This window comes from Burkholderia sp. AU30280 (assembly GCF_020420125.1).
Classification (GTDB): domain Bacteria; phylum Pseudomonadota; class Gammaproteobacteria; order Burkholderiales; family Burkholderiaceae; genus Burkholderia.
In genome coordinates, this window is record NZ_JAIZRY010000013.1 from 222,618 (window position 1) to 247,983 (window position 25,366).

22 protein-coding genes are annotated in these 25,366 nt (G+C 68.6%); 8 read left to right on the top strand and 14 right to left on the bottom strand.

Features of this window, described 5'->3' with window-relative positions:
- Positions 1-23 precede the first annotated feature (23 nt).
- Complete coding sequence (locus tag LGN17_RS27550; RefSeq protein WP_226200016.1) at positions 24-170, bottom strand: hypothetical protein; 147 nt, start codon at positions 168-170, stop codon at positions 24-26.
- On the opposite strand from LGN17_RS27550, the gene LGN17_RS27555 reads away from it, so the two are divergent.
- From LGN17_RS27555 to LGN17_RS27580, 6 genes are all read left to right on the top strand, one after another.
- The gene (locus LGN17_RS27555) at positions 130-2,523 is read left to right on the top strand and encodes an AsmA family protein (RefSeq protein ID WP_226200014.1); all 2,394 of its coding nucleotides are present in this window, start codon (positions 130-132) and stop codon (positions 2,521-2,523) included. The genes LGN17_RS27550 and LGN17_RS27555 overlap by 41 nt on opposite strands.
- Before the next feature lie 530 nt (positions 2,524-3,053).
- On the top strand, positions 3,054-4,502 hold the full coding sequence (locus LGN17_RS27560; protein ID WP_226199950.1) for a zinc ribbon domain-containing protein: 1,449 nt from the start codon (positions 3,054-3,056) through the stop codon (positions 4,500-4,502).
- Positions 4,503-4,521: 19 nt separating this feature from the next.
- The gene (locus LGN17_RS27565; RefSeq protein ID WP_226199952.1) at positions 4,522-5,205 is read left to right on the top strand and encodes a hypothetical protein; all 684 of its coding nucleotides are present in this window, start codon (positions 4,522-4,524) and stop codon (positions 5,203-5,205) included.
- A gap of 29 nt (positions 5,206-5,234) precedes the next feature.
- The gene (locus LGN17_RS27570) at positions 5,235-6,434 is read left to right on the top strand and encodes a zinc ribbon domain-containing protein (protein ID WP_226199954.1); all 1,200 of its coding nucleotides are present in this window, start codon (positions 5,235-5,237) and stop codon (positions 6,432-6,434) included.
- Positions 6,435-6,683: 249 nt separating this feature from the next.
- Complete coding sequence (locus LGN17_RS27575; protein WP_175952165.1) at positions 6,684-7,403, top strand: response regulator transcription factor; 720 nt, start codon at positions 6,684-6,686, stop codon at positions 7,401-7,403.
- The gene (locus LGN17_RS27580) at positions 7,403-8,908 is read left to right on the top strand and encodes a sensor histidine kinase (protein WP_226199959.1); all 1,506 of its coding nucleotides are present in this window, start codon (positions 7,403-7,405) and stop codon (positions 8,906-8,908) included. Before LGN17_RS27575 ends, LGN17_RS27580 begins: the two co-directional genes overlap by 1 nt.
- 19 nt (positions 8,909-8,927) lie before the next feature.
- On the opposite strand, the gene LGN17_RS27585 is transcribed toward LGN17_RS27580, so the two are convergent.
- Both LGN17_RS27585 and LGN17_RS27590 read right to left on the bottom strand, forming a co-directional pair.
- Positions 8,928-10,034, bottom strand: a complete 1,107-nt coding sequence (locus LGN17_RS27585) for an AraC family transcriptional regulator (RefSeq protein WP_226199960.1) — start codon at positions 10,032-10,034, stop codon at positions 8,928-8,930.
- Between the two features lie 158 nt (positions 10,035-10,192).
- Positions 10,193-10,942: an SGNH/GDSL hydrolase family protein gene (locus tag LGN17_RS27590; protein WP_226199962.1), complete on the bottom strand. Its 750-nt coding sequence runs from the start codon at positions 10,940-10,942 to the stop codon at positions 10,193-10,195.
- A gap of 320 nt (positions 10,943-11,262) precedes the next feature.
- Between LGN17_RS27590 and LGN17_RS27595 the strand changes: the two genes are divergently transcribed.
- Together LGN17_RS27595 and LGN17_RS27600 are read left to right on the top strand one after the other, a co-directional pair.
- Positions 11,263-12,897, top strand: coding sequence for an AMP-binding protein (locus LGN17_RS27595; RefSeq protein WP_226199964.1), 1,635 nt, complete (start codon positions 11,263-11,265; stop codon positions 12,895-12,897).
- Positions 12,897-14,045: an AraC family transcriptional regulator gene (locus tag LGN17_RS27600; RefSeq protein ID WP_226199966.1), complete on the top strand. Its 1,149-nt coding sequence runs from the start codon at positions 12,897-12,899 to the stop codon at positions 14,043-14,045. The genes LGN17_RS27595 and LGN17_RS27600 overlap by 1 nt, the downstream gene beginning before the upstream one ends.
- 100 nt (positions 14,046-14,145) lie before the next feature.
- On the opposite strand, the gene LGN17_RS27605 is transcribed toward LGN17_RS27600, so the two are convergent.
- The 11 genes from LGN17_RS27605 to LGN17_RS27655 form a co-directional block, all read right to left on the bottom strand.
- Complete coding sequence (locus LGN17_RS27605; RefSeq protein WP_226199968.1) at positions 14,146-14,382, bottom strand: hypothetical protein; 237 nt, start codon at positions 14,380-14,382, stop codon at positions 14,146-14,148.
- Between the two features lie 26 nt (positions 14,383-14,408).
- Positions 14,409-15,098 carry a response regulator gene (locus LGN17_RS27610; RefSeq protein ID WP_226199970.1) on the bottom strand — a complete coding sequence of 230 codons (690 nt, stop codon included), beginning with the start codon at positions 15,096-15,098 and terminating at the stop codon, positions 14,409-14,411.
- A 113-nt stretch (positions 15,099-15,211) separates the two neighbouring features.
- The gene (locus LGN17_RS27615) at positions 15,212-16,654 is read right to left on the bottom strand and encodes an efflux transporter outer membrane subunit (protein WP_226199972.1); all 1,443 of its coding nucleotides are present in this window, start codon (positions 16,652-16,654) and stop codon (positions 15,212-15,214) included.
- Between the two features lie 4 nt (positions 16,655-16,658).
- On the bottom strand, positions 16,659-19,802 hold the full coding sequence (locus LGN17_RS27620; protein WP_226199974.1) for an efflux RND transporter permease subunit: 3,144 nt from the start codon (positions 19,800-19,802) through the stop codon (positions 16,659-16,661).
- 20 nt (positions 19,803-19,822) lie between these two features.
- On the bottom strand, positions 19,823-20,980 hold the full coding sequence (locus LGN17_RS27625; RefSeq protein ID WP_226199976.1) for an efflux RND transporter periplasmic adaptor subunit: 1,158 nt from the start codon (positions 20,978-20,980) through the stop codon (positions 19,823-19,825).
- A 274-nt stretch (positions 20,981-21,254) separates the two neighbouring features.
- Entirely contained in the window at positions 21,255-21,995 is a 741-nt protein-coding gene (locus tag LGN17_RS27630) for a hypothetical protein (protein ID WP_226199978.1), read from the bottom strand.
- 52 nt (positions 21,996-22,047) lie between these two features.
- Positions 22,048-22,488, bottom strand: coding sequence for a hypothetical protein (locus LGN17_RS27635; RefSeq protein WP_226199980.1), 441 nt, complete (start codon positions 22,486-22,488; stop codon positions 22,048-22,050).
- A gap of 57 nt (positions 22,489-22,545) precedes the next feature.
- Positions 22,546-24,021: an efflux transporter outer membrane subunit gene (locus LGN17_RS27640; protein WP_226199982.1), complete on the bottom strand. Its 1,476-nt coding sequence runs from the start codon at positions 24,019-24,021 to the stop codon at positions 22,546-22,548.
- 11 nt (positions 24,022-24,032) lie between these two features.
- Positions 24,033-24,947, bottom strand: a complete 915-nt coding sequence (locus tag LGN17_RS27645) for an HlyD family secretion protein (protein ID WP_226199984.1) — start codon at positions 24,945-24,947, stop codon at positions 24,033-24,035.
- A gap of 24 nt (positions 24,948-24,971) precedes the next feature.
- Positions 24,972-25,166 carry a DUF1656 domain-containing protein gene (locus LGN17_RS27650; protein ID WP_089429479.1) on the bottom strand — a complete coding sequence of 65 codons (195 nt, stop codon included), beginning with the start codon at positions 25,164-25,166 and terminating at the stop codon, positions 24,972-24,974.
- The coding region (locus tag LGN17_RS27655) for a hypothetical protein (protein ID WP_226199986.1) at positions 25,156-25,366 on the bottom strand (211 nt) is incomplete at its 5' end. The genes LGN17_RS27655 and LGN17_RS27650, both read right to left, overlap by 11 nt.

A 25,366-nucleotide genomic window follows, 5' to 3' on the forward strand; every position in this document is an offset into this window, starting at 1 on the left:
TCGATATCATCAGACATCACCGTTCAACGTATATTCAGGAACACGAATTGCGCGATACCGTGCAGCAAACTCGGGGAGTGAGCAATGCACATCGGCCACACCGTCGGCAAGGCGGCCGCGTGGCTTGCCGTGATCGTCACCCTGGCGCTTGCCGCGCTGGTGATCGTCATCGTGACGTTCGACTGGAATCAAGCCCGGCCCTGGATCGATGACAAGGTGTCGGACGCGATCGGACGGCAGTTCGCCATCAACGGCGATCTGCATGTCGGGTGGCGCCGGCCCGTGAGCGAGCGGGGCTGGCGCGCCTGGGTGCCATGGCCGCGGTTCATCGCACGCAACGTCACGATCTCCAATCCCGATTGGGCGCGCACGCAGTATTTCGTCACGCTGGACGCGATCAGTTTCGAGGTCGAGGCGCTGCCGCTGATGGCTCGCCGCATCGTGATTCCGGCAATCGACCTGGTCAATCCATCCGTCGACCTCGAGCGCCTGAAGGACGGTCGAGCCAACTGGACGTTCAAGCTCAAGCAGCCCGCGCAGCCGGGCCGATGGACGCTCGACCTGCATGAGATCGCGTTCGCCCAAGGCCATCTCGGCTACTACGACCAGCAAAAGCAATTCGATCTGAGCGCGGTGATCGACACGCTCGGCCAGCCGATTCCGTTCGGCGCGGTGATGAAGCAGCAGGAGGCACTGGCGCACCACGAATCGGCACAGACCGTCGGGCCGGCAGGTCAAAGAAAGCTCGCGGCCCAGGCGCACTCCCGTTCGGTGCAACCGGTGGTTCCCGCGTCGGGTGCCGACGCGGCGTCCCGTGCATCGGCCGCGGCCTCGCAAGCATTGGTCGCTGCTTCGCATGCCGTCGCGACGACATCCGGCGCCGCCATCGCCCCGGCCGCATCCGGCTCACCGGTGGCGTCGAACCCACCCGCGGCTGTCGCAGCGGCCTCGGCGACAACGCGCGCATCGGCGGGCGCAGCGCCCGCCGCATCTCCCGGCGTCGGTACTTACACGATTGGCTGGACCGTCAAGGGGACCTACAAGCAGGGCAATATCGCCGGCACGGGGAAGATCGGCAATTTGCTGGACGTGCAGGGCACGCAACGCCCGTTTCCGGTTCAGGCCGATGTGCGCTTTGGCGATACGCACCTGGCGCTCGTCGGCACGCTGACGGATCCGTCTCACCTGGCCGCGGTCGATCTCAGGCTGTGGCTCGCGGGCACGAGCATGGCCCACCTGTATGACGTCACGGGCATCACGCTACCCGAAACCTCGCCTTATGCGACCGACGGCCGACTGATCGGCCAATTTCGGGCGTCCGGCAACGTGTTCAAGTACGAGGACTTCACGGGACGCGTCGGCGGCAGCGATCTCGGCGGCACGTTGGTGTACGTGTCGCGCGAACCGAGGCCGCTCTTGTCCGGTACGCTGGTGTCCAGGCTGCTGCAGTTCTCCGACCTTGCGCCGCTCATCGGCGCCGACACGAATGCCAGCAAGGCGCGGCGGGGCGCCGCGGTCGCGCAGCCCGCGAACAAGGCGTTGCCGGTCGAGGCATTTCGCACGGACCGCTGGAAGAAGATCGACGCCGACGTTCGGTTGACCGGGCGGCGCATCGTCAAGACCGCGAGCTTGCCGATCACCGACCTGTCGACCCACATCGTGATGCATGACGGCGTGCTGACGCTCGACCCGCTGAACTTCGGCGTCGCGGGCGGTACGCTTGCTTCGAACATTCACCTGGACGGCAGCGGCACGCCGCTCAAGGGGCGGTTCTCGCTGCAGGCGCGGCACCTGAAACTCAAGCAACTGTTCCCGACGTTCCCGGTGATGCAAACGGCGCTCGGCGAGGTCAACGGCGATGCCGCGTTATCGGCCACCGGCAATTCGCCGGCGGCGCTCGCGGCGACTGCCAACGGCGAGGTGAAGACATTGGTGACCGATGGCACGGTGAGTCTCTTGCTGATGGAAGCCGCGGGGCTGAACGTCGCAAACGTGGTGTACGAGAAACTGTTCGGCACACGTGACGTCAGGATCAACTGCGGCGTGGCCGACTTCGTGGCCACCAACGGCGTGCTCGACTCGCGCGTATTCGCGCTCGACACCGAGGATGCGGTGATCGGCATGGACGGCAACGTGAACCTGCGGGACGAGACCATGAATCTGACGATCCGTCCCCATACCAAGGGATTCCGCGTGATATCGCTCCGCTCGCCGCTGTATGTCACCGGGTCCTTCAAGCAACCGCACGTCGGGGTGAAGGCTGGCGCATTGATCGCGCGTGGCGGTGCGGCGGTCGGGCTGGGCTTGCTGAATCCGCTCGCCAGCCTGCTCGCGTTGCTGCAGCCGGGCCACAGTCGCCCGTTGCCGTGCGGGCAGATGCTGGCCGACATGACGCAGCGCCCGACGGCGCCACCACCGGGTGTCCGGCAGAAGACGAAGCCGGCGCCGGCGTACATGAGCGTGCCGCCGGCGGCTTCCGCCGCTTCCGCGGCGGCGGGTGCCGAACCCCGGCATGCGAAGTGAGGGAACCGGGCCTCCTCTCACGGGCGGCACCGCCGTTCTCGCCGGTTGCAAGACGATGGCGGGCGCACGCCAGGACACGCTCCAGTGTGCGTCAACGCAAGCTGGCGCACGGCGATGAATACACCTCAGGCCGGCGATAGTGCACACGGTGCATCCGATCAGGTTTGCATGCGAATGCGCGCTGCGCCGCGCGCCTTACGGATGGCAAAACCTCGTAATTTCAGTGTAATATCCGCTGCAGAAGACCATTTGTATGATCAATTTAAATAATGAAAACAGTCAGCCGGATTCGATCCGGCGACTGAAACGGGGAAAGCTTGAACTCGCCATTCAATACCGGGGCATCCGGATCCGTTGGGCCGTACGTGCCAATTCACGTCGGCCGGATTTCTTCTTCTCTACACCGACCCTTCCCGCGCGGCCGCCCCGATTCCGACTGATATCCCGCGCTGAACGGCCCGTTCCGCGTCGCTCGCCTTCGTAGCACGCGGCCGGTACGCCGCCATCCCGCGATTCCGACACACGTGCGCATGCTCGCACGGCGCCGTCACGTCGATCGATCGAAAGAAGAGGATTACTTAATTATGACTGCGTGTACCCACTGCGGGGCCGATCTGCCCGGCGGTCTCAAGTTCTGCAAGCAATGCGGAACGCCGGTTGCGGCCGTCCGGCCCGAAGCGGCCGGCGCACCGTGTCGGAGCTGCCACGCCGTTCTGACGCCGAACCAGCGTTTCTGCAACAAGTGCGGCACGCCCGTCGCATCGGCCAATGACGCCGGCGCAACCGAGGCCGAGGTGCCCGCGCCGCCGGCCGAGCCGGCGCTGCAACCCGCATACGCGGCTGCGGAATCCGCTCACGCGCCTGCACACGGCACCGTCGATGCTCAAAAACCGCAAACCGGCGTCGAATCATTGGCGGCGAACACCACGGAAAAAGACATCGCGCACGTCGCGAACACCGCCGATACGGTATCGGGTCGCGCCGGCGCACCGCTGCAATCGCATGACGCCGCAGCCACCGCCGCGCACATGACAGCGGCAGACCATCGCGACGACGCAATCGCTGCGCTGCCTGTCTTGCCAAGCGTCACGGATGCGCAAGCCGCGCCTGCGGGCGCATCGGCGAATGCCGAAGCGGCACTCGCCGACGACGCAACAAGCGTGGTCGATACGGCTGCCCCGCCTCGCGACGTGGCGGATGCCAATGTCATGTCGGCGTCGGCCGAACCCGAGCGCCCGGAGTCCGGCGTGGTGCCCCGGCCGATCACACGGCCCGCGACGACGACCGACGATCCGTCGGCCAAACTCAAGGTCATCGCAGCCGGCGTCGCAGTCGCCATTGCCTGCGCGGGCGGCGCATTCTGGTGGCACGGCCGCCAGGCGAGCCCACCTGCAACGCCGGAACCGGTCGCCTCATCCACCGTTCCGGCCACCACGACCAACGCCGCATCGGACCTCGCGGAACCGGGTTCCGTCACCACCGGCGCGGTCGTTGCGACGATGCCGACCGACGCACCGGCGTCCGCACCGACCGAAACGGCCGCCGCAGCCATGACCTCGCCTGCGTCGGGCGCGGCCGTCGTCACGACTGTCGCGACGGCTCCGGCACCCGTAATGCCACCGGCGTCGAACGCGCCGCCCGCATCCGCGAACGCGCAGCAGCCGTCGCCCTTCGCGAAACTGCAGGACGACACGCCCGCGCCAACCCCACCCGCCGCCGTTGCGGAAGCAGCGCGCGGCAAGCCGCGTCCGACACCGCCCGTCCGCCCGTCCACGGCGGCCAACCCTGCCGCGCCCGCCGTCGACGGCCTGCTGAAGCGCGCGCAGGGCGACCTGTCGCGCGGCCAGTACGACAAGGCCATTGCGACAGCGGAAAGCGTTCTTGCGATCGAGCCCGGCAACCGTCCGGCGAAGACGCTCATCGGCAAGGCCAAGGCGCGGCAGATGGATGCACTGCGCAACAACAGCACACTTGAATGAAGCGCCGGAGAATACCGACATGACCATCCAGAAAACCCTCGCCGCCGCCTGCGCGGTCACCTTGCTCGCCAGCGGCTGCGCCACCCAGAACGGGACCGGCGGAATCTCGTCTGAATCCGTGCTGCGTTGTACCGCGCTCGGCGCCGGCGGCGCGCTGGTCGGTGCGCTGATCGGCGGCACCAAGGGCGCGATCGGCGGCGCGGTTGCCGGACTCGCCGCGTGCGCCGTGATCGAAGTCGCGACGCGGCAGACGAAGACGGCGGCCGAAGTCGATCGCGAATATCGCGCGAACAATCGCAACAACCTGCCGCCCTACGCGAAGATCGATGCCTACAACACGGTCGTGACGCCGCGCTCCGCCGTCAAGACCGGCGAGCCGATCAAGCTGGCCTCGCAGATTCGCGCGGTGTCCGGCACCAACGAGCCCGTCCAGGAAATCAAGGAAGTCGTGACCGTTTACGCGCCGTCGGGCGAGCAGTTCAAGCGCGGCGAGAAGATCGTCAACGCGACGCCGGGCAGCGGCGAATTCGACAACAGTTTCACGCTGAAACTGCCGTCGGGTGCGCCGCAAGGCACGTACACGCTGAAAAGCCAGGTCTACCTGAACGGCAAGCCGGGCTCGGTCCGGCAATCCAGCATCCAGCTCGCGCAGGTCGACGGCATCACCGTCGTCGCGCTGCTCGACGCCCCCGCATCCCACTGACCGGCCCGCGCCTGCAAGGAGATTCAACGATGTCAACGCTCGATCAAGCCCCCGTGTCGGGGAAGTTCGGACTGCTGCGCGCTGCCGAGGCCGTCACGAACTGGCGCGCACTCGCCATGTGCGCTTTCGCGCTCGTCGCCAGCATGCTGATGGGCATGCTCACGATCCAGGTAGTCAGTCACAGCCCCGTGCTCGGCCTGCTGTTCATCATTGCGACCCTTGCGGTCTCGCTGATCGGCTATTCCGCGGTCGGTATCGTACTGATGCGCGATGCGCAGGGTGAGTCGGTCGGATTCGTCGACGCGCTGCTGCAGGCGACGTTCAGCGTCCACCGCCTCCTCGGGATCGGCGTGCTGCTCGCGCTCGGGTGGGTCCTGCTGCTGCTCGCGCTGCTGATCGTGTTCCTGGTCTGCAAGATCCCGGGCCTCGGCCCGCTGCTGTATGCGATCGCGTATCCGCTCGCGGCGATCTTCACGGGCGCGATCTTCGCCGGCATGGGGTACGTCGGCTATCCGCTGGCGGCACCCGCCATCTGGCAGGGCAACTCGACGCTGCAGACCGCCGCGCGCCTGCTGCAGATCGGCCGCCGTCAACTGCTGAGCGTGATCGTCAGGATGTTCGGGCTGCTGCTGCTCGTCGGCGTCCTGTCCGCGATCGTGTTCGGCATTCTCGGCACGGGCGCCGCGATCGCGTCGTCGATCTCGGCGGCAACCGGCACCAGCCCGTTGGGCGGCCTGATGGGCACGCTCGGCGGCCTGGGCGGCTTCGGCCGGCACGCCGGCGCCTACGGCCTTGGCGCGGATGCGGCAGGAGGCGGGTTCGACTACCGCAGCATGGCCTACCTGGGTGCGTACGGCTTCGGCAACGGCCTGCTGTTCGCGATCGGTCTCGTGATTCCGTTCCTGACGTTCGTCAACGGCACGTGCCTCATCTATCTGCAGACGGTCAGCGGCGTCGATTTCTCCGCGACCGAAGAGAAACTGAGCCAGCACGTCGCGGACGCGAAACGCCACGCCGAACAGGCTCGCGAGCGCGCCGCCGATCACCTCGCGAAAGCACGCGACTCGCACGCCGCCGGTACGGCGAGCGCGGCGGGGGCAGCTTCGCTGCCGGCGTCGGATGGGGAATCGCCTGCCGCGGACGGCGCTACGGCGTGCGCGCAATGCCACAAGCCGATGGCCGCCGACGACCTGTTCTGCGGCGAATGCGGAGCGCGCCGTCACGCGTGACGGCAGCATCGTCGCGCATCAAAGCGCGGCCGGCGGTCATGCGGCGTTCGTTTCGCATGGCGGCGGGCGACGGGCATCGGGCGACGGGAAATATAAATTAATTGTGATCACTTCCCGCCGCAAAATTTTGCACAATGGCGGCAGCGCGGCCCGTTGCCGCGATTCGTCCCCCCGGAACCCGGCCAGCCGGACCGGGGCTTGCCCGAACCGATACCCGACCTCGGCACCGACGTGCCGCCGCCCGCCGCCATGGACCAACCGAAACGCATCCTGATCGTCGAGGACGACGCCGACATCGCCGACGTGCTGAGCCTGCACCTGCGCGACGAGCGCTACGAGGTCGTGCACAGCGCGGACGGCGCCGAAGGCCTGCGCCTGCTCGAGCAGGGCGGCTGGGATGCGCTGATCCTCGACCTGATGCTGCCGGGCGTGGACGGCCTCGAAATCTGCCGGCGCGCACGCGCGATGACGCGCTACACGCCGATCATCATCACCAGCGCCCGGTCGAGCGAGGTGCACCGGATCCTCGGCCTCGAGCTTGGCGCCGACGACTATCTGGCCAAGCCGTTCTCGGTGCTCGAACTCGTCGCGCGCGTGAAGGCGCTGCTGCGACGCGTCGATGCGCTCGCGCGCGATTCGCGGATCGACGCGGGCACGCTCGACGTCGCGGGGCTGGCGATCGACCCGATCGCGCGCGAGGCGAGCGTGGACGGCGTGCGCATCGATCTCACGCCGCGCGAATTCGACCTGCTGTATTTCTTCGCACGGCACCCGGGCAAGGTGTTCTCGCGGATGGACCTGCTCAATGCCGTGTGGGGCTACCAGCACGAAGGCTACGAACACACGGTCAATACCCACATCAACCGGCTGCGCGCGAAGATCGAGGCCGATCCGGCCGAGCCCGTGCGGATCCTCACCGTATGGGGCCGCGGCTACAAGCTCGCCGCGCCGGGCCAGCGGGACGCATGATGAAGCTCACCCTCACCCAGCGGCTGTCGCTCGTGTTCTCGGTGCTGCTGCTTGCGTGCTCCGGCGCGTCCGCGTGGCTGCAGATCCGCGCGAACGACATGCGCGAGCAGGAGGTCGTGCAGGGGCTGTCGCGCGACCTGGCCGCCAATATCGTCAACAGCGTGACCCACAGCGCGCCGCTGATGGATGCGAACGGGCTGCGCCCGGATGCCGTGCGCACGCTGTTCGGCCAGTTGATGGGCGTGAACCCGAGCGTCGAGGTGTACCTGCTCGACAACGCGGGGCGCATCAAGGGCGACGATGCGCCGCCCGGCCACGTGAAGCGCGACCGTGTCGATCTCGCGCCCGTGCAGCGCTTCATCGCGGGCGAGCCGCTGCCGATCCTCGGCGACGACCCGCGCAGCCCCGACGCGCGCAAGGTGTTCAGCGCCGCGCCGCTGCAGCGCGCGGGGCAGCCGCCGTCGGGCTACATCTACGTGGTGCTGCTCGGCGAGGCGCACGACCGGCTGGCCGCGCGCGTCGACGCCGGCAACGTACTGCGCACGACACTGTGGTCGATGGCGCTGGTCGCGCTGCTCGGCCTGCTCGCGGGCCTCACCGCGTTCAGCTTCATCACGCGCCCGCTGCGCCGGCTGACGGATGCAATGCGCCGCTTCGACGCGAACGGCACGCCCGACACGCAGCCGCCGGTGCCGCGTTCGCCGCCGGGCCGCCGTGGCGACGACATCGTCGTGCTCGAATCCGCGTTCGCGCAGATGGCCGACCGGATCGGCGACCAGTGGCGCGCGCTGACGCACCAGGACCAGCAGCGGCGCGAACTGATCACGAACATCTCGCACGACCTGCGCACGCCGCTCACGTCGCTGCATGGCTACCTTGAGACGCTGTCGCTGAAGTCCGACACGCTCGCCGAACCCGAACGGCGGCGCTACCTGTCGATCGCGCTCGCGCAGAGCGCGAAGGTCGGCCGGCTCGCGCAGGCGCTGTTCGAGCTCGCACGGCTCGAATCGGGCGGCGTGCAGGCCGAGCGCGAGCCGTTCTCGCTCGTCGATCTCGTGCAGGACGTGTTCCAGAAATTCGAGCTGACCGCACAGGCGCGCGGCGTCGCGCTGCATGCGCGGATTCCGCCGCGGGTGCCGGTCGTGTCGGCCGATCTCGGGATGATCGAGCGCGTGCTGACCAACCTGCTCGACAACGCGCTGCGGCATACGCCTGCGCACGGCGAGGTCGAGGTCGCGCTGGAGCCGCGCGGCGACCGCGTGCTCGTGACCGTCGCCGATACCGGGGAAGGGATTCCGGCGGCCCGGCGCGAAGGGCTGTTCCAGCGGCCGCAGCGGCCGATGAGCGGCGGCGCGGTGACGAGCGGCGGGCTCGGGCTGCTGATCGTGCACCGGATGCTGGCGCTCAACGGCAGCAGTATCCGGCTGGTCGACCGGGCCGGGCGCGGTGCGGTGTTCGAGTTCGCGCTGGCGGTGGCTGCGCCTGCTGTCGGCGACGGGCGTTGACCATCGTCAATGCCCGCGTTCAACCGCCGCGCTTGCGCCGCACGTCGCTCGGCGTCCTGCCGGTCCAGCGCTTGAACGCGTGACGGAACCCCACCGCGTCGCTGAAGCCGAGCGTCAATGCGATGTCCTCGGTGCTGAGCGTGGTCGTGGTCAGGTAGTCGATCGCCAGCGCCTTGCGCACGCTCGTCAGCAGTTCACTGTACGACGTGCCTTCGGCTTCGAGCTTGCGGCGCAGCGTGCGCGCGGTGATGCACAGCGTCCGTGCGATCGCGTCGAGGTCCGGGAACTGCCCCGGCATGCGCGTGAGTTCCTGGTAGACGCGGCGCGTGACGCCCGACTGGGTGCGCAGTTCGTCGAGCAGCCGCGCGCAGTGCGACGACACCTGCGCGGCGGTGATCGGGTTCGCGAGCTGCGGTGCGCGCGTGAGCCACGCGGCCGGGTAGCTGAGCACGTTGCGCGGCTGGTCGAACGCGAGCGGGCATTCGAGCGCGTCGGACAGCATGGCTGCGTGCGGCGGCTCCGGCTGCGTGAACTGCGCACGCGCCGGCACGCACCACGCGCCCATCACGTCCTTGATGATCGTCACGTGCAGCGCGAACTGCATGTCGATCAGGAAGCGGTACAGCGGCTCGTCGAGACAGGGCAGCGGCATGGTTTCCCGATCGGGAAACAGCCACGAAACCGTATCGTCCCGCACGACCCAGCTGATTTCGAGCATGCGGTTCGCGAGCTGGTGGTATTTGACGGCCGAGTCGAACGCGTGGGCCATCGATTCCGAGCACAGCATCGCGTAGCCGTACATCCCGTAGCTCGACGCGTGCAGCCGGTGCCCGACCCGCACGCCGAGATCCGGCTTGCCGTAGGCGCGGATCGCGTTGCCCGCGGCGGTCAGGAACTGCCGGGACGACGTGAGCGTGAACGGATCGGCGACCGCGGCGGGATCGAGATCGGTCCCCGCCAGCACGGCAGCGGCGTCGAGCCCCAGGTCCGACGCGACCTGCAGCAGGACCGCGAGCTTGGACGGCGAGAAGCACTTCTCGCGCAGCATGGCGGGCAGCGCGGCATCGGGCGACCGATCGCCGGGGGGCCGTGTCTTGGCCGGTTTCAACGGCGCGTCGCGCAGCATGGGTGAGTCCTGAGTCCGATTCGATACCGATTCCAGGTACGCGATTCTGCCCTCGAATGCGCCGGGTCGCCACGGGGTTCACCCTGAGTCCGGCCGCCGCCCGTGGGCCGCACCGTCTGCCGCGCAGGGCGCCGGCGCGCCGTCTTGCCCGGTGTCGGCTACTTTCCCGTGTGCAGGGGCGCGCCCGTCTCGCCGAGCAACGTCAGAATTTTGTCGGTGACGAGTTCGGCCCATCGACGATATTGATTCGGTCCGGGATGGTAGCGGTCGATTGCCATCTCGGCGGGATTCGCGGCCCACTCGAGCGACACGTAACGACGCGCGGGATGGAGGTCGACCCAGCGCTGCAAGATCCGGTCGAGTCGAATGGCGTAGCGGCCGAGGTACCACCGCAGCGGATGCGGTGCGGCCGGCAGGATGCGCAACGGCGGCAATCCCGTCACGACGATGCCGGCGGCGCCGGTTCGCAGTCCGAGATGATCCGCGAGCGCGATATAGTCGCGGAGGAATTGCCCCGGCTTGCGCTGGGACGTGACGTCGTTCGTGCCGAGCGCCGTGACGAGGTAGTCGGCCGGCCCGATCGTGCTGCTCATCGACAGCTTCAACGCCTCGTCCGTATTGACGCCGGACTTCGCGATCAGTTGCCATTCGACCCGTCGGCCCGTGGCGCGTGCCAGGAGCCGTGCAACCGGCTGCGCCAGTGCCTGTTCCTGCTCGTCCACGCCCACGCCCGCCGCCGAAGAATCGCCGACCACCAGGATGCGCAGGGGCGCCGTCGAACCATCGTCCGCGCCCTCGCTCCCGTTACGGGGACCGTTGGCCTCGGGCAGGCGCAGCGCGGTTCTGCGCAACCAACGTGCCTGAGCCAGCAGGATCGGGCCGAGCGCGTACTTGTATAGCGTCAACATAGGGCAAGAAGATCGAGGGGATGCGCTTTTGCAGTGAAGAATCGCGGAGGCTACGCGACTTCGTTCAGAAAGGCCAGCGTGGCCGCGATACCGGTCTTGTCGCGCAGGATCTTCCGATGACCTTGCTTGCGTGTCCGTTTCGATCATCTTTGCGGCCGCATCGATCATTTGCAAAGCACGGCCGGCGGGCGATAGTCGGCCTTCGTGAGACGACCTGCGCCCAAGCGGCACGGGGTGTCGACCGAGCGGCGCCAGCATCGATCCGGGAGCGGTTCCCGCGATGCGCGAAGCCTGCGCGCCGGCCGCACAAGGATACCTACATGATCAAGAGACACTGGACCGCGTCATATGGCGCGATCCCCGCCGAGATCGATCCCGATCGGTTTCCTTCCGTCAGCGCGCTGCTGGACGACGCGATGCGCCGGTTCGCCGACAAGCCGGCGTTCCACTCGTATGGCCGCACGCTCACCTATGCCGACGTCGACCGCCTGTCGACCGCGCTGGCCGCGTATCTGCAGCAGGTCGCGGGCGTCCGCAAGGGCGATCGCGTGGCCGTGATGCTGCCCAACGTGCTCGCGTTTCCGGTCGTCTTCATCGCCGTCGCGAAGATCGGCGCGATCCAGGTCAACGTGAACCCGCTCTATACGGCGCGCGAACTCGAGCATCAGCTCGATGACGCGGGCGTCGAAGTCGCCGTGGTGTGCGGCGGGTCGATGGGCACGTTCGCCGAAGTGGTCGGCGGCACGCGCGTGCGCACCGTGCTGAGCGTCGGGCGCGGCGATCTCGGCGTCGTCGATGCGCCGGCCGGCGCGTGCGACGCACTGCCGCCCGGTTCGATCCCGCTCGCGGATGCCATTGCCGCCGGGGAATCGCTCGCGCTCGAACCGGTCGCGCTCGGCGGCGCGGACCTGCTGCTGCTGCAGTACACCGGCGGCACGACCGGCCTGTCGAAGGGCGCCGCGCTGTCGCACCGCAACCTCGTCGCGAACATCGAGCAGTTCGGGGCGATCGTGCCGGCCGCGCGCGCGCCGGGCGAGGAGGTCGTCGTCACGGCGATCCCGCTGTATCACATCTTCGCGCTGACGGTGAACTTCCTGTCCTACTTCGCGATCGGCGCGCAGAACTGGCTGGTTGCGAACCCGCGCGACATGGACGGCTTCATCGACGTGCTGAAGGCCGCGCGGCCGACGGTGTTCGTCGGCGTGAACACGCTGTACGCGGGGCTCGCCGGCCATCCGCGCCTGACGGAAGTCGACTGGTCGCGGCTGAAGCTGTCGGCCGGCGGCGGCGCGGCCGTGATCGACGTGATCTCGTCGCGCTGGCAAGCGGTGACGGGCAACTTCATCCGCGAGGGCTACGGGCTGTCGGAAACGTCGCCGGTCGTGTCGTTCAACCCGCAGTCGATCGACGCGTTCACGGGCACCACCGGCGTGCCGCTGCCGTCGACCGACGTGAAGCTGCTCGACGAACAGGACAACGAGGTGGCGATCGGCGACGCGGGCGAGATCTGCGTGAAGGGGCCGCAGGTGATGGGCGGCTACTGGCGGAAACCGGACGCGAACGCGGCCGCGTTCACGGCCGACGGCTATTTCCGCACCGGCGACGTCGGCGTGTTCGATGAAGCCGGTTTCCTGCGGATCGTCGACCGCAAGAAGGACATGATCATCGTGTCGGGCTTCAACGTGTACCCGAACGAAGTGGAAGCCGTGGCTACCGCGGTGCCGGGCGTCGCCGAATGCGCCTGCATCGGCGTGCCGGACGCGCGTACCGGCGAGGCCGTGAAGCTGTTCGTGGTGCTGGCGCAGGATGCCGACGTGACGGAGGAACAACTCGTCGCGCATTGCCGCCAGAGCCTCGCGGGCTACAAGGTGCCGAAGCTCGTTCGCTTCGTCGACCGGCTGCCCAAGTCGACCGTCGGCAAGATCCTGCGCCGGGAACTCAGCCGCACCGACTGATGGCGTCGGCGCGCCGCGCAGCACCCGGCGCGCCGAGGGCCCGGAAGGCTCCGTGCGGGCCGCTCAAGTACAATGCGAGCGGTTCGATCGACGGGGACGCGATGACCGGTTCAGATTCACTTTCCGCCCAGCCCGGGCGTGCGCTGCCGTCGCCGAGCGCGACGGTGCCGATCTCGCTCGTCAACGGCTTCCTCGCGAGCGCGGGCGTGCAGCGCGACATCGTCGAGCGCTACCTGCGCGGGGCCGGCATCCCGATCGAGCTGCTCGGCGAGCCGCATGCGCGCGTGACGGAGGAGCAGTTCTCGACGCTGTACCGCACGCTCGCGATCGACCTCGACGACGAGATGCCCGGCATCTTCTCGCGCCCGCTGCGCGGCGGCACGCTGAAGTACCTGTGCCTGAGCCTGCTCGATGCGCGCAACCTCGAAACGGCGCTGCATCGTTTCGGGCAATTCTTCCATATCCTGCTCGACGATTTCTTCGTCGAATCGAAGCGCGACGGTCTCGTCGCGCAGGTGCTGCTGCGGCCGAACGACGCCATCGGCCCGATCGGCGCGCTCGGCCAGGAACTGATGCTCAAGCTCGTGCATGGCGTGTGCTCCTGGCTGATCGGGCAGAAGATCCCGCTGCTGCGGATCGAGTTCGCGTGCCCGCGGCCGCGCCATGCGGTCGATCACCTGTACTTCTTCACCGGTTCCGTGCAATTCGATTGCGAGCGCACGCTGATGCGTTTCAGCGCGGACTACCTCGATGCGCCGATCCGGCAGAGCAAGCGCAACCTGCGCAAGTTCCTTGCGCGCGCACCGGGCGACTGGATCTTCGAATCGTTCAGCGAACAGCTGGTGTGCCATCGCGTGCGGCAGTACCTGTCGGAAGCGTTGCCCGACCTGCCGGCGATCGACCAGGCGGCCGAGCACCTGCATTGCTCGGTGCGCACGCTGAGCCGCCACCTGGCTGCCGAAGGGACGACGTTCCAGGTGCTCAAGGACGAACTGCGGCGCGACATCGCGATCCAGCGGCTGACCGACACGCCCGACACGATCGCGGCGATCGGCGCCGACATCGGCTTCGACGATCCGAGTGCGTTCCATCGCGCGTTCCGGCACTGGACCGGGAGCACGCCGGGCACTTACCGGCGGCGCGCGTAACGCGTCGGGCGTCGCTTCAAGGTAGCCGGTTCCCATAATCGGCTACCTTCTCGAGTTCCCATGGATGGCTCCCATACGCGACGTGACAGGACTCGCGTGTTCATCGACGGGTGCGCGGCGCGCGCAGCAGTTTGACCAGATCGACGACCGACGTGACCAGTCCGGCCAGCAGCAACGCGGCGAGTACCAGGTAGTCCGGTGTCTCGCGAATCACGGCCGCGAGTGCGCCGTTCGTCGCGGGAAACCAGACCGCATGAATCAGGCCGTACGCGACGAACGCTGCATCGGCGATCGTCAGCCCGACAGCAACCGTCAGGAGACCGAAGATCGTCGCCACACGCCGCCGCGATCCATGACGCGCGTTCACTGCGTGCTGCGCAGCCGGTAGCCGACGCCGCGCATCACCTCCGGCATCCCCGACGCGCCCGCGCATTCGAGCTTCTTGCGCAACCGGCTGATATGGCTGTCGACGGTACGCTCCAGCGCATCGACGTCGGCGAGGCAGGCGTCGATCAGTTCGCTGCGCGTGAACACGCGGTTCGGCGAGCCGGCCAGGTGCGCGAGCAGCCGGAATTCGGTCAGCGTCAGCGACACGCCGGTTTCTCCGGCGTTCGTGCGGACCGTGGTCAGGTAGCTTTGCGTGTCGATTTCAAGGTTGCCGACCTTGATGAAGCGTCCCGACGCGGCCGTTTCGACGCGACGCAGGATCGCACGGATGCGCGCGACCACCTCGGCCGGATTGAACGGCTTCGTGATGTAGTCGTCGGCGCCGAAGCGCAGCCCTTGCAAGCGATCGATCTCGCGGTCGAGCGCCGTGATGATGACGATCGGCGTGTCGCCGCGGCGTCGCAGTTCGACCAGGACTTCCCAGCCGTCCTTCTCCGGCATCCTGACGTCGAGCAGGATCAGGTCGGGCTTCAGCACGGGCTGCACGTCGAGCACGGCCTGGCCGTGGCCGACGCGGTAGGTGCGAAAGCCGTCGTGGGCGAGGTAGGCGTTGAGTATGTCGGCGATCTCCGGATCGTCTTCGGCAATGAGTATCAGAGGGTTCATCGGGTTCACTGGAAGTGAGCGTGACCGGTAGGCGGGCCGGCGGCGCGGCACGTGCGCCGCCGGACTTCACCGTGCTTTCAGTCGTCGCGAACGGATCGGCGACGGCTCATGGCTCAGTTGTTCGCCACGTTGTCGGCGGGCGGCACGTCGGTGTCGATCAGCCCGCCGCCGAGCGCCTTGTAGAGCGCGACCGCGTTGTTCAGTTCGGCGTTGCGCAGATCCAGCAACGCCTGGCGCGCGGCATACAGCTGCCGCTGCGAGTCGAGCAGCTCCAGCCGATCCTCGATGCCGGCGCGATAGCGCAGGTTCACGAGATCGGTGCGGCGCTCGGCGCTTTTGACGACCTTCGTCTGCGCGTCGATCTGGCGGCTGAAGGTCTCGCGCCCGGCGAGGCCGTCGGCCACTTCGCGGAACGCGGTCTGGATCGCGCGTTCGTACTCGACGACCGCGCTGGACTTGCGCACTTCCGCGAGCGTCAGCTCGGAACGCAGCCGGCCGCCCTGGAAAATCGGCAGCGTGACCTGCGGCGCGAAGCTCCACACGCGCTGGCCGCCGTCGAACAGGCTGCCCAGCCCCGGGCTGAGGAAGCCGATCGACGAGGTCAGCGACAGGCGCGGGAAGAACGCCGCGCGCGCCGCGCCGATATCGGCGTTGGCGGCGACGAGGTTCTGCTCGGCCTGCTGGATATCCGGCCGGCGGTACAGCAACTCCGACGGCAGCCCGGCCGGCAGTTGCGTCATCACCGGCTGGCGTTCCAGCGACAGCGGGTCGGGCAGGGTCTTCGGCAGGTCGGTGCCCACCAGCAGCCGCAGCGCGTTGTTCGCCTGCTCGACGGCGCGCGAACGCGCCTCGAGATCGGCGCTGGCGCTCGCGACCTGGCCTTCGGCCTGCGCGATGTCGACGCCGCTGGCCTGATCCGCGAGCTTGAGCCGGCGTGCGAGATCGAGCGACTGGCGCCAGTCGTTCAGCGTGCGTTCGGACAGCGCGCGTTGTTCCTGCGCGAGGCGCTCGGCGAAATACGCGTTGGCCACGGAGCCGACGAGCGCGATCTGCACGGCGCGGCGGCCGTGATCGGTCGCGAGGTAGCGCGCGAACGCCGCATCGGACAGCGACTTCACGCGGCCGAACAGGTCGATCTCGAACGCGCTGACGCCGACGTTCACGCCGTACTGGTTCTGCGTGTTTTCGAGCAGCGGCGGGTTCGATTGCGAGTCGGCCGCCGTGCGCTGGCGCGTGAAGCTCGCGCCGGCGCCGATCGACGGCAGGCGCGCGGAACGCTGGATGCCGTACTGCGCTTCCGCGGCCTGGACGTTCAGCGCGGCCAGGCGCAGGTCGCGGTTGTTCTCGAGCGCGAGCTCGATCAGGCGCTGCAGGCGACGGTCGCCGAACATCGTGCGCCAGCCGAGATCGGCCGCGTTCGCGTGCGGGTCGGCCGCGGCAGCGGTCGTATAGGCGGTCGGCACCGGCATCTCGGGCCTGACCAGCTTCGGCGCCATCGAGCACGCCGACAGCGCGAGAGCGGCGGACACCGCGGCGGAAAGAATGAGTAATCGCATGGCATCAACCTTCATGTTCGTGGGTCACGGCGGCGGGCTGCTTGCCCGATGCGCGCCATGCCGAGAGACGTTCCTGGATGCTCATCACGAACACATAGAAAACCGGAACGAAGAAAATGGCCAGCACGGTGGCGGTCACCATCCCGCCGAACACGCCGGTGCCGATCGCGTGCTGCGTTTCGGCGCTCGCGCCGGTCGCGATCATCAGCGGTACGACGCCGAGGCCGAACGCGAGCGAGGTCATCAGGATCGGGCGCAGACGCAGCTTCGATGCCTGCACGGCCGACTCGATCAGCCCCATGCCTTCCTCGCGCAACTGCTTCGCGACCTCCACGATCAGGATGGCGTTCTTCGCCGACAGGCCGATCACGGTGATCATCCCGACCTTGAAGAACACGTCGTTCGGCAGCCCGCGGAGCATCACGGCGCCGAGTGCGCCGATCAGGCCGAGCGGCACCACCAGCATCACCGACAACGGAATCGCCCAGCTCTCGTAGAGCGCCGCGAGCACCAGGAACACGACGACCATCGACAGCGCCATCAGCATCGGCGCCTGCGAAGCCGACTCGCGCTCCTGCAGCGACTGGCCGGTCCACGCCACCGTGAAGCCCGGCGGCAACTGCGCGGCCAGACGCTCCATCTCGGCCATTGCCGCGCCGCTGGAGTAGCCGGGGGCCGAGCCGCCGGAGATACGGGCGGACGGATAACCCTGGTAGCGCACCATCTGCAGCGGGGTTTCCGACCAGACCGGACGCACCACTTCGGACAGCGGCACCATGCCGCCGGTCGCGTTGCGCACGTAGAGCTTCATCACGTTCTCGATCTGCATGCGCGCCGGCGCATCGGCCTGGATGATCACCTGCTGCATGCGGCCCGCGTTCGGGAAGTCGTTCACGTAGGTCGAGCCCATCGCGGCCGACAGCGTGTCGCTGATGGTCGTGAACGACACGCCGAGCGCTTCGGCCTTGTCGCGGTCGATGTCCAGCTTCACGCTCGTGCCGGCCGGCAGGCTGTCCGGATAGACGCCGGTCACCACCTTGCTTTGCGCGGCCAGTTCGAGCAGCTTGGTTTCGGCCGCCTTGAGCGCCGCGTAGCCCTGGTTCGCGCGATCCTGCAGGCGCATCGTGAAGCCCGAGCTGGTGCCCAGCCCGTCGATCGCGGGCGGCAACAGGCTCATGACCGTGCCTTCCGTCACGCCGCCCATCGCGGCCTGCGCGCGCATCGCTTCGTCCATCGCGGTTGCGTCTCCGCGCTTGTCCCAGTCCTTGAGCACCGCGTAGTTCAGTGCCGCGTTGGAGCCGAGGCCGGAGAAGCCGTAGCCGATGATCGAGATGCTCGATTCGATGCCCGGACGCGATGCGAGATGCTTCTCGAGCGTCTTGACCACGTCGCCGGTGCGCTCGACGGTCGAATCCGCCGGGAGCAGGAAGCCGGTCATGAAGTAGCCCTGGTCTTCCTCGGGCAGGAACGACGACGGCAGCATGCGGAAGCCGAACACCAGCGCGGCGGAAATCGCGACGAACAGCAGCATCACGCGGCCCGTGCGGCCGACCAGCCGGCCGACGCGCGTCTCGTACCATTGCGTGAGGCGGTCGAAGCGGCGGTTGAACCAGCCGAAGAAGCCGCGCTTCTCGTGGTGGCCATGCTCGACCGGCTTGAGCATCGTCGCGCACAGGGCCGGCGTCAGCGTCAGCGCGAGCAGGGCCGAGAACATGATCGACACGGCCATCGACATCGTGAACTGCTGATAGATCACCCCGACCGAACCGCTCGACAACGCCATCGGCAGGAACACGGCCGTCAGCACCAGCGTGATCCCGATGATCGCGCCGGTGATTTCCTTCATGGCCTTGATCGTCGCGTCCTTCGGCGACAGGCCTTCTTCCACCATCAGGCGTTCGACGTTCTCCACGACGACGATCGCATCGTCGACGATGATGCCGATCGCGAGCACCATGCCGAACATCGTCAGCACGTTGATCGAGAAGCCTGTCATCAGCATGACCGTGAAGGTGCCGAGCATCGCCACCGGCGCGACGATCGCCGGGATCAGCGTGTAGCGCACGTTCTGCAGGAACAGGTACATCACCAGGAACACGAGCACCATCGCTTCGATCAGCGTGTGAATCACCTTCTCGATCGAGATCTTCACGAACGGCGCGGTATCGAACGGGATCGAGTAGGTCATGCCGGCCGGCATGGTCTTGGCGATCATGTCGAGCTGCTCGCGCACGGCCTCGGCGGTCTTCACCGCATTGGCGCCCGGCGCCAGCTGCACGCCGGCGAAGGTGGCGGGCTTGCCGTTCTCGCTGTTGACGAAGGTGAACGCCTGCGGGCCGAGTTCGACCCGCGCGACATCGCCGAGCACGACCTTCGAGCCGTTCGCATTCGCGCGCAGCACGATCTTCGCGAACTGCTCCGGCGTCGTGAGCTGGCCTTGCGCGGTGAGCGGCACCGTGACGCGCTGGCCCGGCAGCGCGGGCGCCGCACCGAGGCTGCCCGGGGCGATCTGCACGTTCTGCTGGCTGACGGCCGTCGTCAGGTCGTTCATCGACAGGCCGTAGGTGATCAGCTTCTGCGGATCGACCCAGATGCGCATCGCCTGTTCGGAGCCGAACAGCTGCACCTTGCCGACGCCTTCGACACGTCGCAGGTCCTCGACGATGTTGCGCGCCATATAGTCGGCCAGCGCGTTTTCATCGTAGCGGCCGCTGTCGGACTTCAGTCCGACGAACAACAGGAAGCCCGTGGAGGCAGACTCCACGATCACGCCGTTTTGCCGCACGACGGGCGGCAGGCGCGGCTCGACCGACTTGAGTTTGTTCTGCACCTCGACCTGCGCCATCGCCGAATCGGTGCCGGGCTTGAAGGTCGCGGTGATCTTCGCCTGGCCGGAGGTATCCGACGCCGATTCGAAGTACAGCAGGTTCCGCACGCCGGACAGCTCGCGCTCGATGAGGCTCAGCACGCTGTCGTTCATCGTCTGCGGCGTGGCGCCCGGGTAGGTGGCGGTAATGGTGACGGTCGGCGGCGCGACCGACGGATAGCGCGCAACCGGCAGTTCGGGGATGGCGATCAGGCCCAGCAGGATGATGAAGAGGGCGATCACCCACGCGAAGACCGGGCGCCGGATGAAGAATTGGGACATGACTGGAGGCTCCCCGTGACTCAGTGCGACGAAGCGGTCTTGACCGCTTCAGGCGCCTTCCATGCGGTCGCCGTCACGGCCGCGCCGTCGATCAGGCGCTCCATGCCTTCGACGACGACCTTCTGGCCCGCCTGCAGCCCCGACTTGATGCGGTAGCTGCGGTTCGTCAGCTCGCCCAATTCGACGGCCTTCAGGTGGGCCTGGCTCTTCGCGTCGAGCACCCACACCTGCGGCTTGCCGCCTGCGCGGACGATGGCCTGCTGCGGCACGGTCAGCGCGTTGTCGAAATGCCCGCGCGGGATGCGGGCACGCACGTACATGCCCGGCAGCAGCTCGCGTTTCGGGTTGTCGACCAGCACGCGCAGCAGCACGTCGCCGGTGCCGGGGTCGACGTTGACGCCGGAGAACAGCATGCGGCCCTTCACGTCGTAGCGCGAATCGTCGTCGCGCAGCACGTCGACCGGCAGCCCGTTGCCCGCCGTGTCCGGCTGGGCCGTAAGCGCGCCGCGCAGCGATTCGAGCGACGCAGCCGGCTGGCGCACGTCCACGTAGACCTGGTCGATCTGCTGGATGCGCGCCATCGGCTGGCTGTCGCTGCTCGCGACCAGCGCACCCTCGGTCACGAGGGCCTGGTCGATGCGGCCCGTGATCGGCGCCTCGACGGTCGCGAACTTCAGGTCGAGCTGGCGGCGGGCGAGCGTCGCACGGGCCTGCGCGACGTCGGCGGCGGCCTGATCGCGTTGCGATACCGAATCGTCGTACACCTGACGGCTGATCGCGTCGGCCTCGACCAGCGGTTTAAGACGGGTGGTCTGCACCTTGGCCCGCTCGAGCGCGGCTTCCGCGCGTTGCAGGGCCGCTGCGGCCGTGTCCATGTCGGCCTTGAACGGCGCCGGGTTGATCTGGAACAGCGGCTGGCCGGCGCGCACTTCCGTGCCCTGCTCGAACAGCCTCCGCTGCACGATGCCGCTGACCTGCGGCCGGATCTCGGCGATCCGGACGGCCGCGACGCGGCCCGGCAGGTCTTCGGTCAGGTCGAGGGGGGCGCCGGCCAGCGTCATCGCCGCAACCGGGGTGGCCGGCGCGGCGGCCTGCTGTTCGGAGGGCCCGCAGCCCGCCAGCATCGCCGCCACCAGCGCGCACACGGCGCCGTAGCAGGCTCGTTTCTGATTTTTCATGTGGACTCCATGAGACGCAGGCACCCAACGGCCCGCATTGTCGGATCGCAGTGTGCGTGCGCCCGATGGAGTTTTTTGTGCGGAAAGATGGAGGTTTGATGGAGGAGAAAGCCATGCGGGAGGAAGGCGGAAGCGGCAGGGCCGCTACCTCGCTTTGAATCCGCCGGCTCCCATAACCGGCAACCTTCGTGCGCTCCCATGAACGACACCCGTCGGCGATGCCGACGGCGGCCGTCGTGCAGGCGTGCGACGCGAGGGCTTCGAAGCCGGCCGGTCAGGCCGCGACCGAGGCGGCCGCCGCGCGCACCTTTGCCGCGCGCAGATGCCGATCGCGATCGGCCAGCCAGTTCTTCCGCTCGCCGCGCCAGCCCACCGCATGGATTCGATCCATCTGGCGAGCGGCCAGGGTTGCCGCGCAGGTCAGGCCGGAGAGCGGGATATCGAGCAGGCGCCAGTGGCCGGCATGCGGCGTATCGACCTCGCGGAATGCCCCCGCGAGCGGCGCCAGCGCATCGAGCGTGGCGCCGTGTCCGGTCCCGCACGCATTCGAGATGCTGTCCAGCCGAAGCTGGTCGCGCGATGCCGGATCGGCGAGCGCGCCGGTCTGCGCCATGCCGAGCCCGATCGGGCCGCGGGCGATCGCGATGACGATCCAGATCCCGGCATGGCCGACCACGACGTCGAGCCCGTCCAGCCCGTCGCAGCCCGCGACCGCGATATGGTCGGCATCGCGGTCGACCAGCGTCAGCTCGTCGGCCGCGCGGCCGGCCAGCGTCCCCAGGATCGCGCGCAGCGCCGACCGGCCGATCGCGAAGCGGCGGCCGTGCGCGCGATTCGGATGCGACCGGGCACGCCGCAGTTCGGTCTTCGACAGGTAGAGATGGCCTCGCTCGCTGGTGATGAGCTGCCATTCGCCGCGCAGTCGCCACAACAGGATTTCGCCGGGATCGGGGAGCCGCGACGGACATGACGCAAGCGTGTGCGAGCCGGTGATCGTCAGGGTGGGATAGCGCATGCCGGCCCTCGTGTCGGTGGTGAATTCAACGCGGCGTGGCGCACCGGCCGCATCATGCCCGTTGTCCGGCCTGCCGTGCTTCGTTCCCCGAAGGCTGCCGCGTGAGTTGCGTGGCGAGCGAGACGGCTTGCTCGAACGACGCCACCGCATGATGTGGAATCCCGAATGCCTTGACGGCGACTTCGCCCTGCGCCGCGACTTCCGCGCGCCGGTCGGGATCGGGTTCGACGCTGATCAGCGCCTTGCAGACGGCGCCCAGCGCCGCCTTGTTCTGCTTGAGCCAGACCGCGCGATGCTTGCGGTCGTCGTGGCTCTCGTCGGTATCGAGCTCGACGTAGACGATCACGAACGGCTCGCCGTGGCGCATCAGCGCGTCGATCTCGCCTTCCCAGCGGGGCGCGTAGCCCGGCGTCGCGTGTTCGGCGCGAAACACGCAGACCGGAAAGCGATGGATGTCGTGTAACGCGAAATCATTCGGATTGAGAGCGGGCATCGGGATTACTCCGGTGGATGGGCGACGCCGAAGCGTCGGGGCGCCGTGTGGCGGCGTTCAATTCGCGTTCGCTGGCGGCGCGTCGGCCTGCGCAACCGGCGGCGCGTCGCGCCAGCCGACGCCGAGCGACTTGTAGAGCGCGATCGCGCCCTGCACCTGCGCGAGCCGGCTGAGTGCGAGCGCATCGCGTGCGCGGTACGTCGCGCGCTGCGCCGTCAGCACCGACAGGTATTCGCCGAGGCCGTTGCGGTATAGCCGCGTCGCGCGCGACTGCGCATCCTGGCTGCTGTCGACCGCCGCGGCGAGCATGGCCTGCCGGTCGCGCGCGGCGCCGATCGCCACCAGCGCGTCCTCGACATCGCGAAACGCGCCGCGGATGCGCTGCTCGTATGCCAGCCGGGCAGCCTCGGCGGCCGCGCGCGCGGCGTCGACGCCGGCTTTCGCGCGGCCGCCGTCGTACAGCGTCTGCGTGCCGTCGAGTGCGACCGACCAGGCGACGCTCGCGCCCGTGAACAGGTCCTGCACGAGGCTTGCCGTGGTGCCGAGGCTCAGCGGGATCGCGAAATGCGGAAACTGCTCGGCGCGCGCGACGCCGATCTGCGCGGTCGCGGCGGCAAGCCGCCGTTCGGCGGCGCGAATGTCGGGGCGTTCGCGGATCACGTCCGACGGCAACGTGACGGGTAGTGCGGGCGCGACCGGCAGGGTCGCGCCGGGCGCGCTCAGCGTGTCGCGCAGCGTTTCCGGAAAACCGCCGACGAGCACGCCGATCGCGTGGGCGAGCTGTGCGACGTCCTGATGCAGCGGCGGCAAGGTCGCCTGCGCGAGCTGCAGCTCGGCACGTGCTTGCGCCACTGCGAACGACGTGCCGAGGCCGCGCCGGTTCGACTGCTCGGTCAGCCGTCGCGTGGCGTCGAGGCTCGCGACGTTGTCCGTCGCGATCCGCAGCCGCTCCTGGGTCGCGCGCAGCGCCGCGTAATCCGACGCGAGCTCGGCCAGCAGGCTCACGAGGATCGCGTGGCGATCGTCGTCGAGCGCATCGATCCGCGCGTCGGCCGATTCGACCGCGCGTCGCGTGCCGCCGAACAGGTCGAGTTCCCACGACGCATCGAAGCCGAGCCGGTAGGTGCGCGACTGGCCGATCCCGGGCGGCCAGTCGAGCGCCCGTGACGAACGTAACGCATCGGCATTGCCGCCCGCGGTGACGGTCGGACCGAGGCGGCTCGCGATCTGGTCGCGTTCGGCGCGCGCCTGCAGCAGCCGCTGGCGCGCGATCGCGAGATCCTGGTTGTGCGCGATCGCCTGGTCGACCAGCGCATCTAGCCGTGCGTCGCCGAACGTGCGCCACCAGTTCTGCAACTGCGCGGGATCGGTGGTGACCGTGTCACGCGGCGCGCTCCAGCCGGGCGGGTGCGCGGGCTGCGGCGCCACGTAATCGGGGCCGACGGTCGTGCAGGCGGCCAGCGCGCACGTGCAGGCCGCGATGAAGGTGCACGCGCAGCGTGTCGCACGCAGCGCAGGGAGCGGGAATCGCATCGTCGCCATCATCACATCCACGCGTGCAGCCACGACGCGAGCCGGCCGCGCGGCGTGCGCTCGCGTCCGCGTTCGCCGACTTCGACGCTGCACGTCATGCCTGCCGCCAGCAGCACGCCGGCCGGCACCCGGTCAATCTCGATGCGCACCGGGATGCGCTGCGCGAGCCGCACCCAGCTGAAGGTCGGATTGACCGCCGGCAGGCCGAGTTCGTCGAGCGTGCCGTTCTCGTCCGCGATGCCGCGGCCGATGCTCGTCACGTGCCCGCTCAGCAGCGGATCGAAGCCCATCAGCCGGATCGTTGCGGGCGCACCCGTCGAGATGCGGCGCAGCTTGGTTTCCTCGAAATAGCCGGTGATCCAGAAGCTGTGCGCGTCGAGCACCGAGATGCCGGGCTTGCCCTCGACCGCGTAGTCGCCGTGACGCAGGCGCAGCTGCGTCACGTAACCGTCGACCGGCGAGCGCAGCGTCGTGCGTTCGAGGTCGAGCCGGGCGACGTCGAGCGCCGCCAGCGCCTTGCGGTGCTCGGCCTGCGCGATCGCCACCGCGCGGCTCGAGCGCTGGATGTCCTCGCGCGGCACGAGATCGTCGAGGCCGGTGCGCCGCTGCGCTTCGTCGCGCTTCTGGCGCATCGCCTCGGCGGTCGCGGCGACCTGCGCTTCGGCCTGCTCCACCGCCAGCGCGAAGCGCTGCGGATCGATCCGGTACAGCACGTCGCCTTTCGCGACACGCTGGTTGTCGACTACCGCGACTTCGACGACGGTGCCCGACACTTCGGGCGCGATCCGCACGACGTGCGCGCTGACACGCGCGTCGCGCGTCCACGGCGCGAGCACGTACGCATGCCAGAGCGCGGCGACGAGCACGATCGCGACGGCCACCGTGGCGAGCGTCAGCAGGGAGCGGATGAGGGGTTTGAGCGACATGACGCGATACGTTCCGACGAGGGGCTAGAAGTAGAGGATCAGCGTGGCGACCAGCACGAGCGAAATCGCGAACTCGAACAGCGCCGGGTGCCACACGCGGCGCAGCACGCCGAGCCGGGCGAGCAGCGCGCGCACGGCCATGTAAAGCGGCACGGTCGCGCACGCATAGACGAAGAAGGGCGGCAGGTAGATGCCGGCCAGCGGGAATTCACTGAGCATCGCGGGCGCGCTCCGGAACGGCGGTGAAATAGGCGGCGTACGTGTGCAGCAGCACGTGGACGTCGGCGAAGGCGGCCATCAGCCACTTCAGTTCGGCGTTGCCCGGCTGGGCGGCGGCGAGGCCGGCGAGGGCGTGCGCGGCGCGCCGTGCATGCCGGGCCGCGCGCGTGGGGGCGGCGGCATGCCGCGCGAGGCCGGCG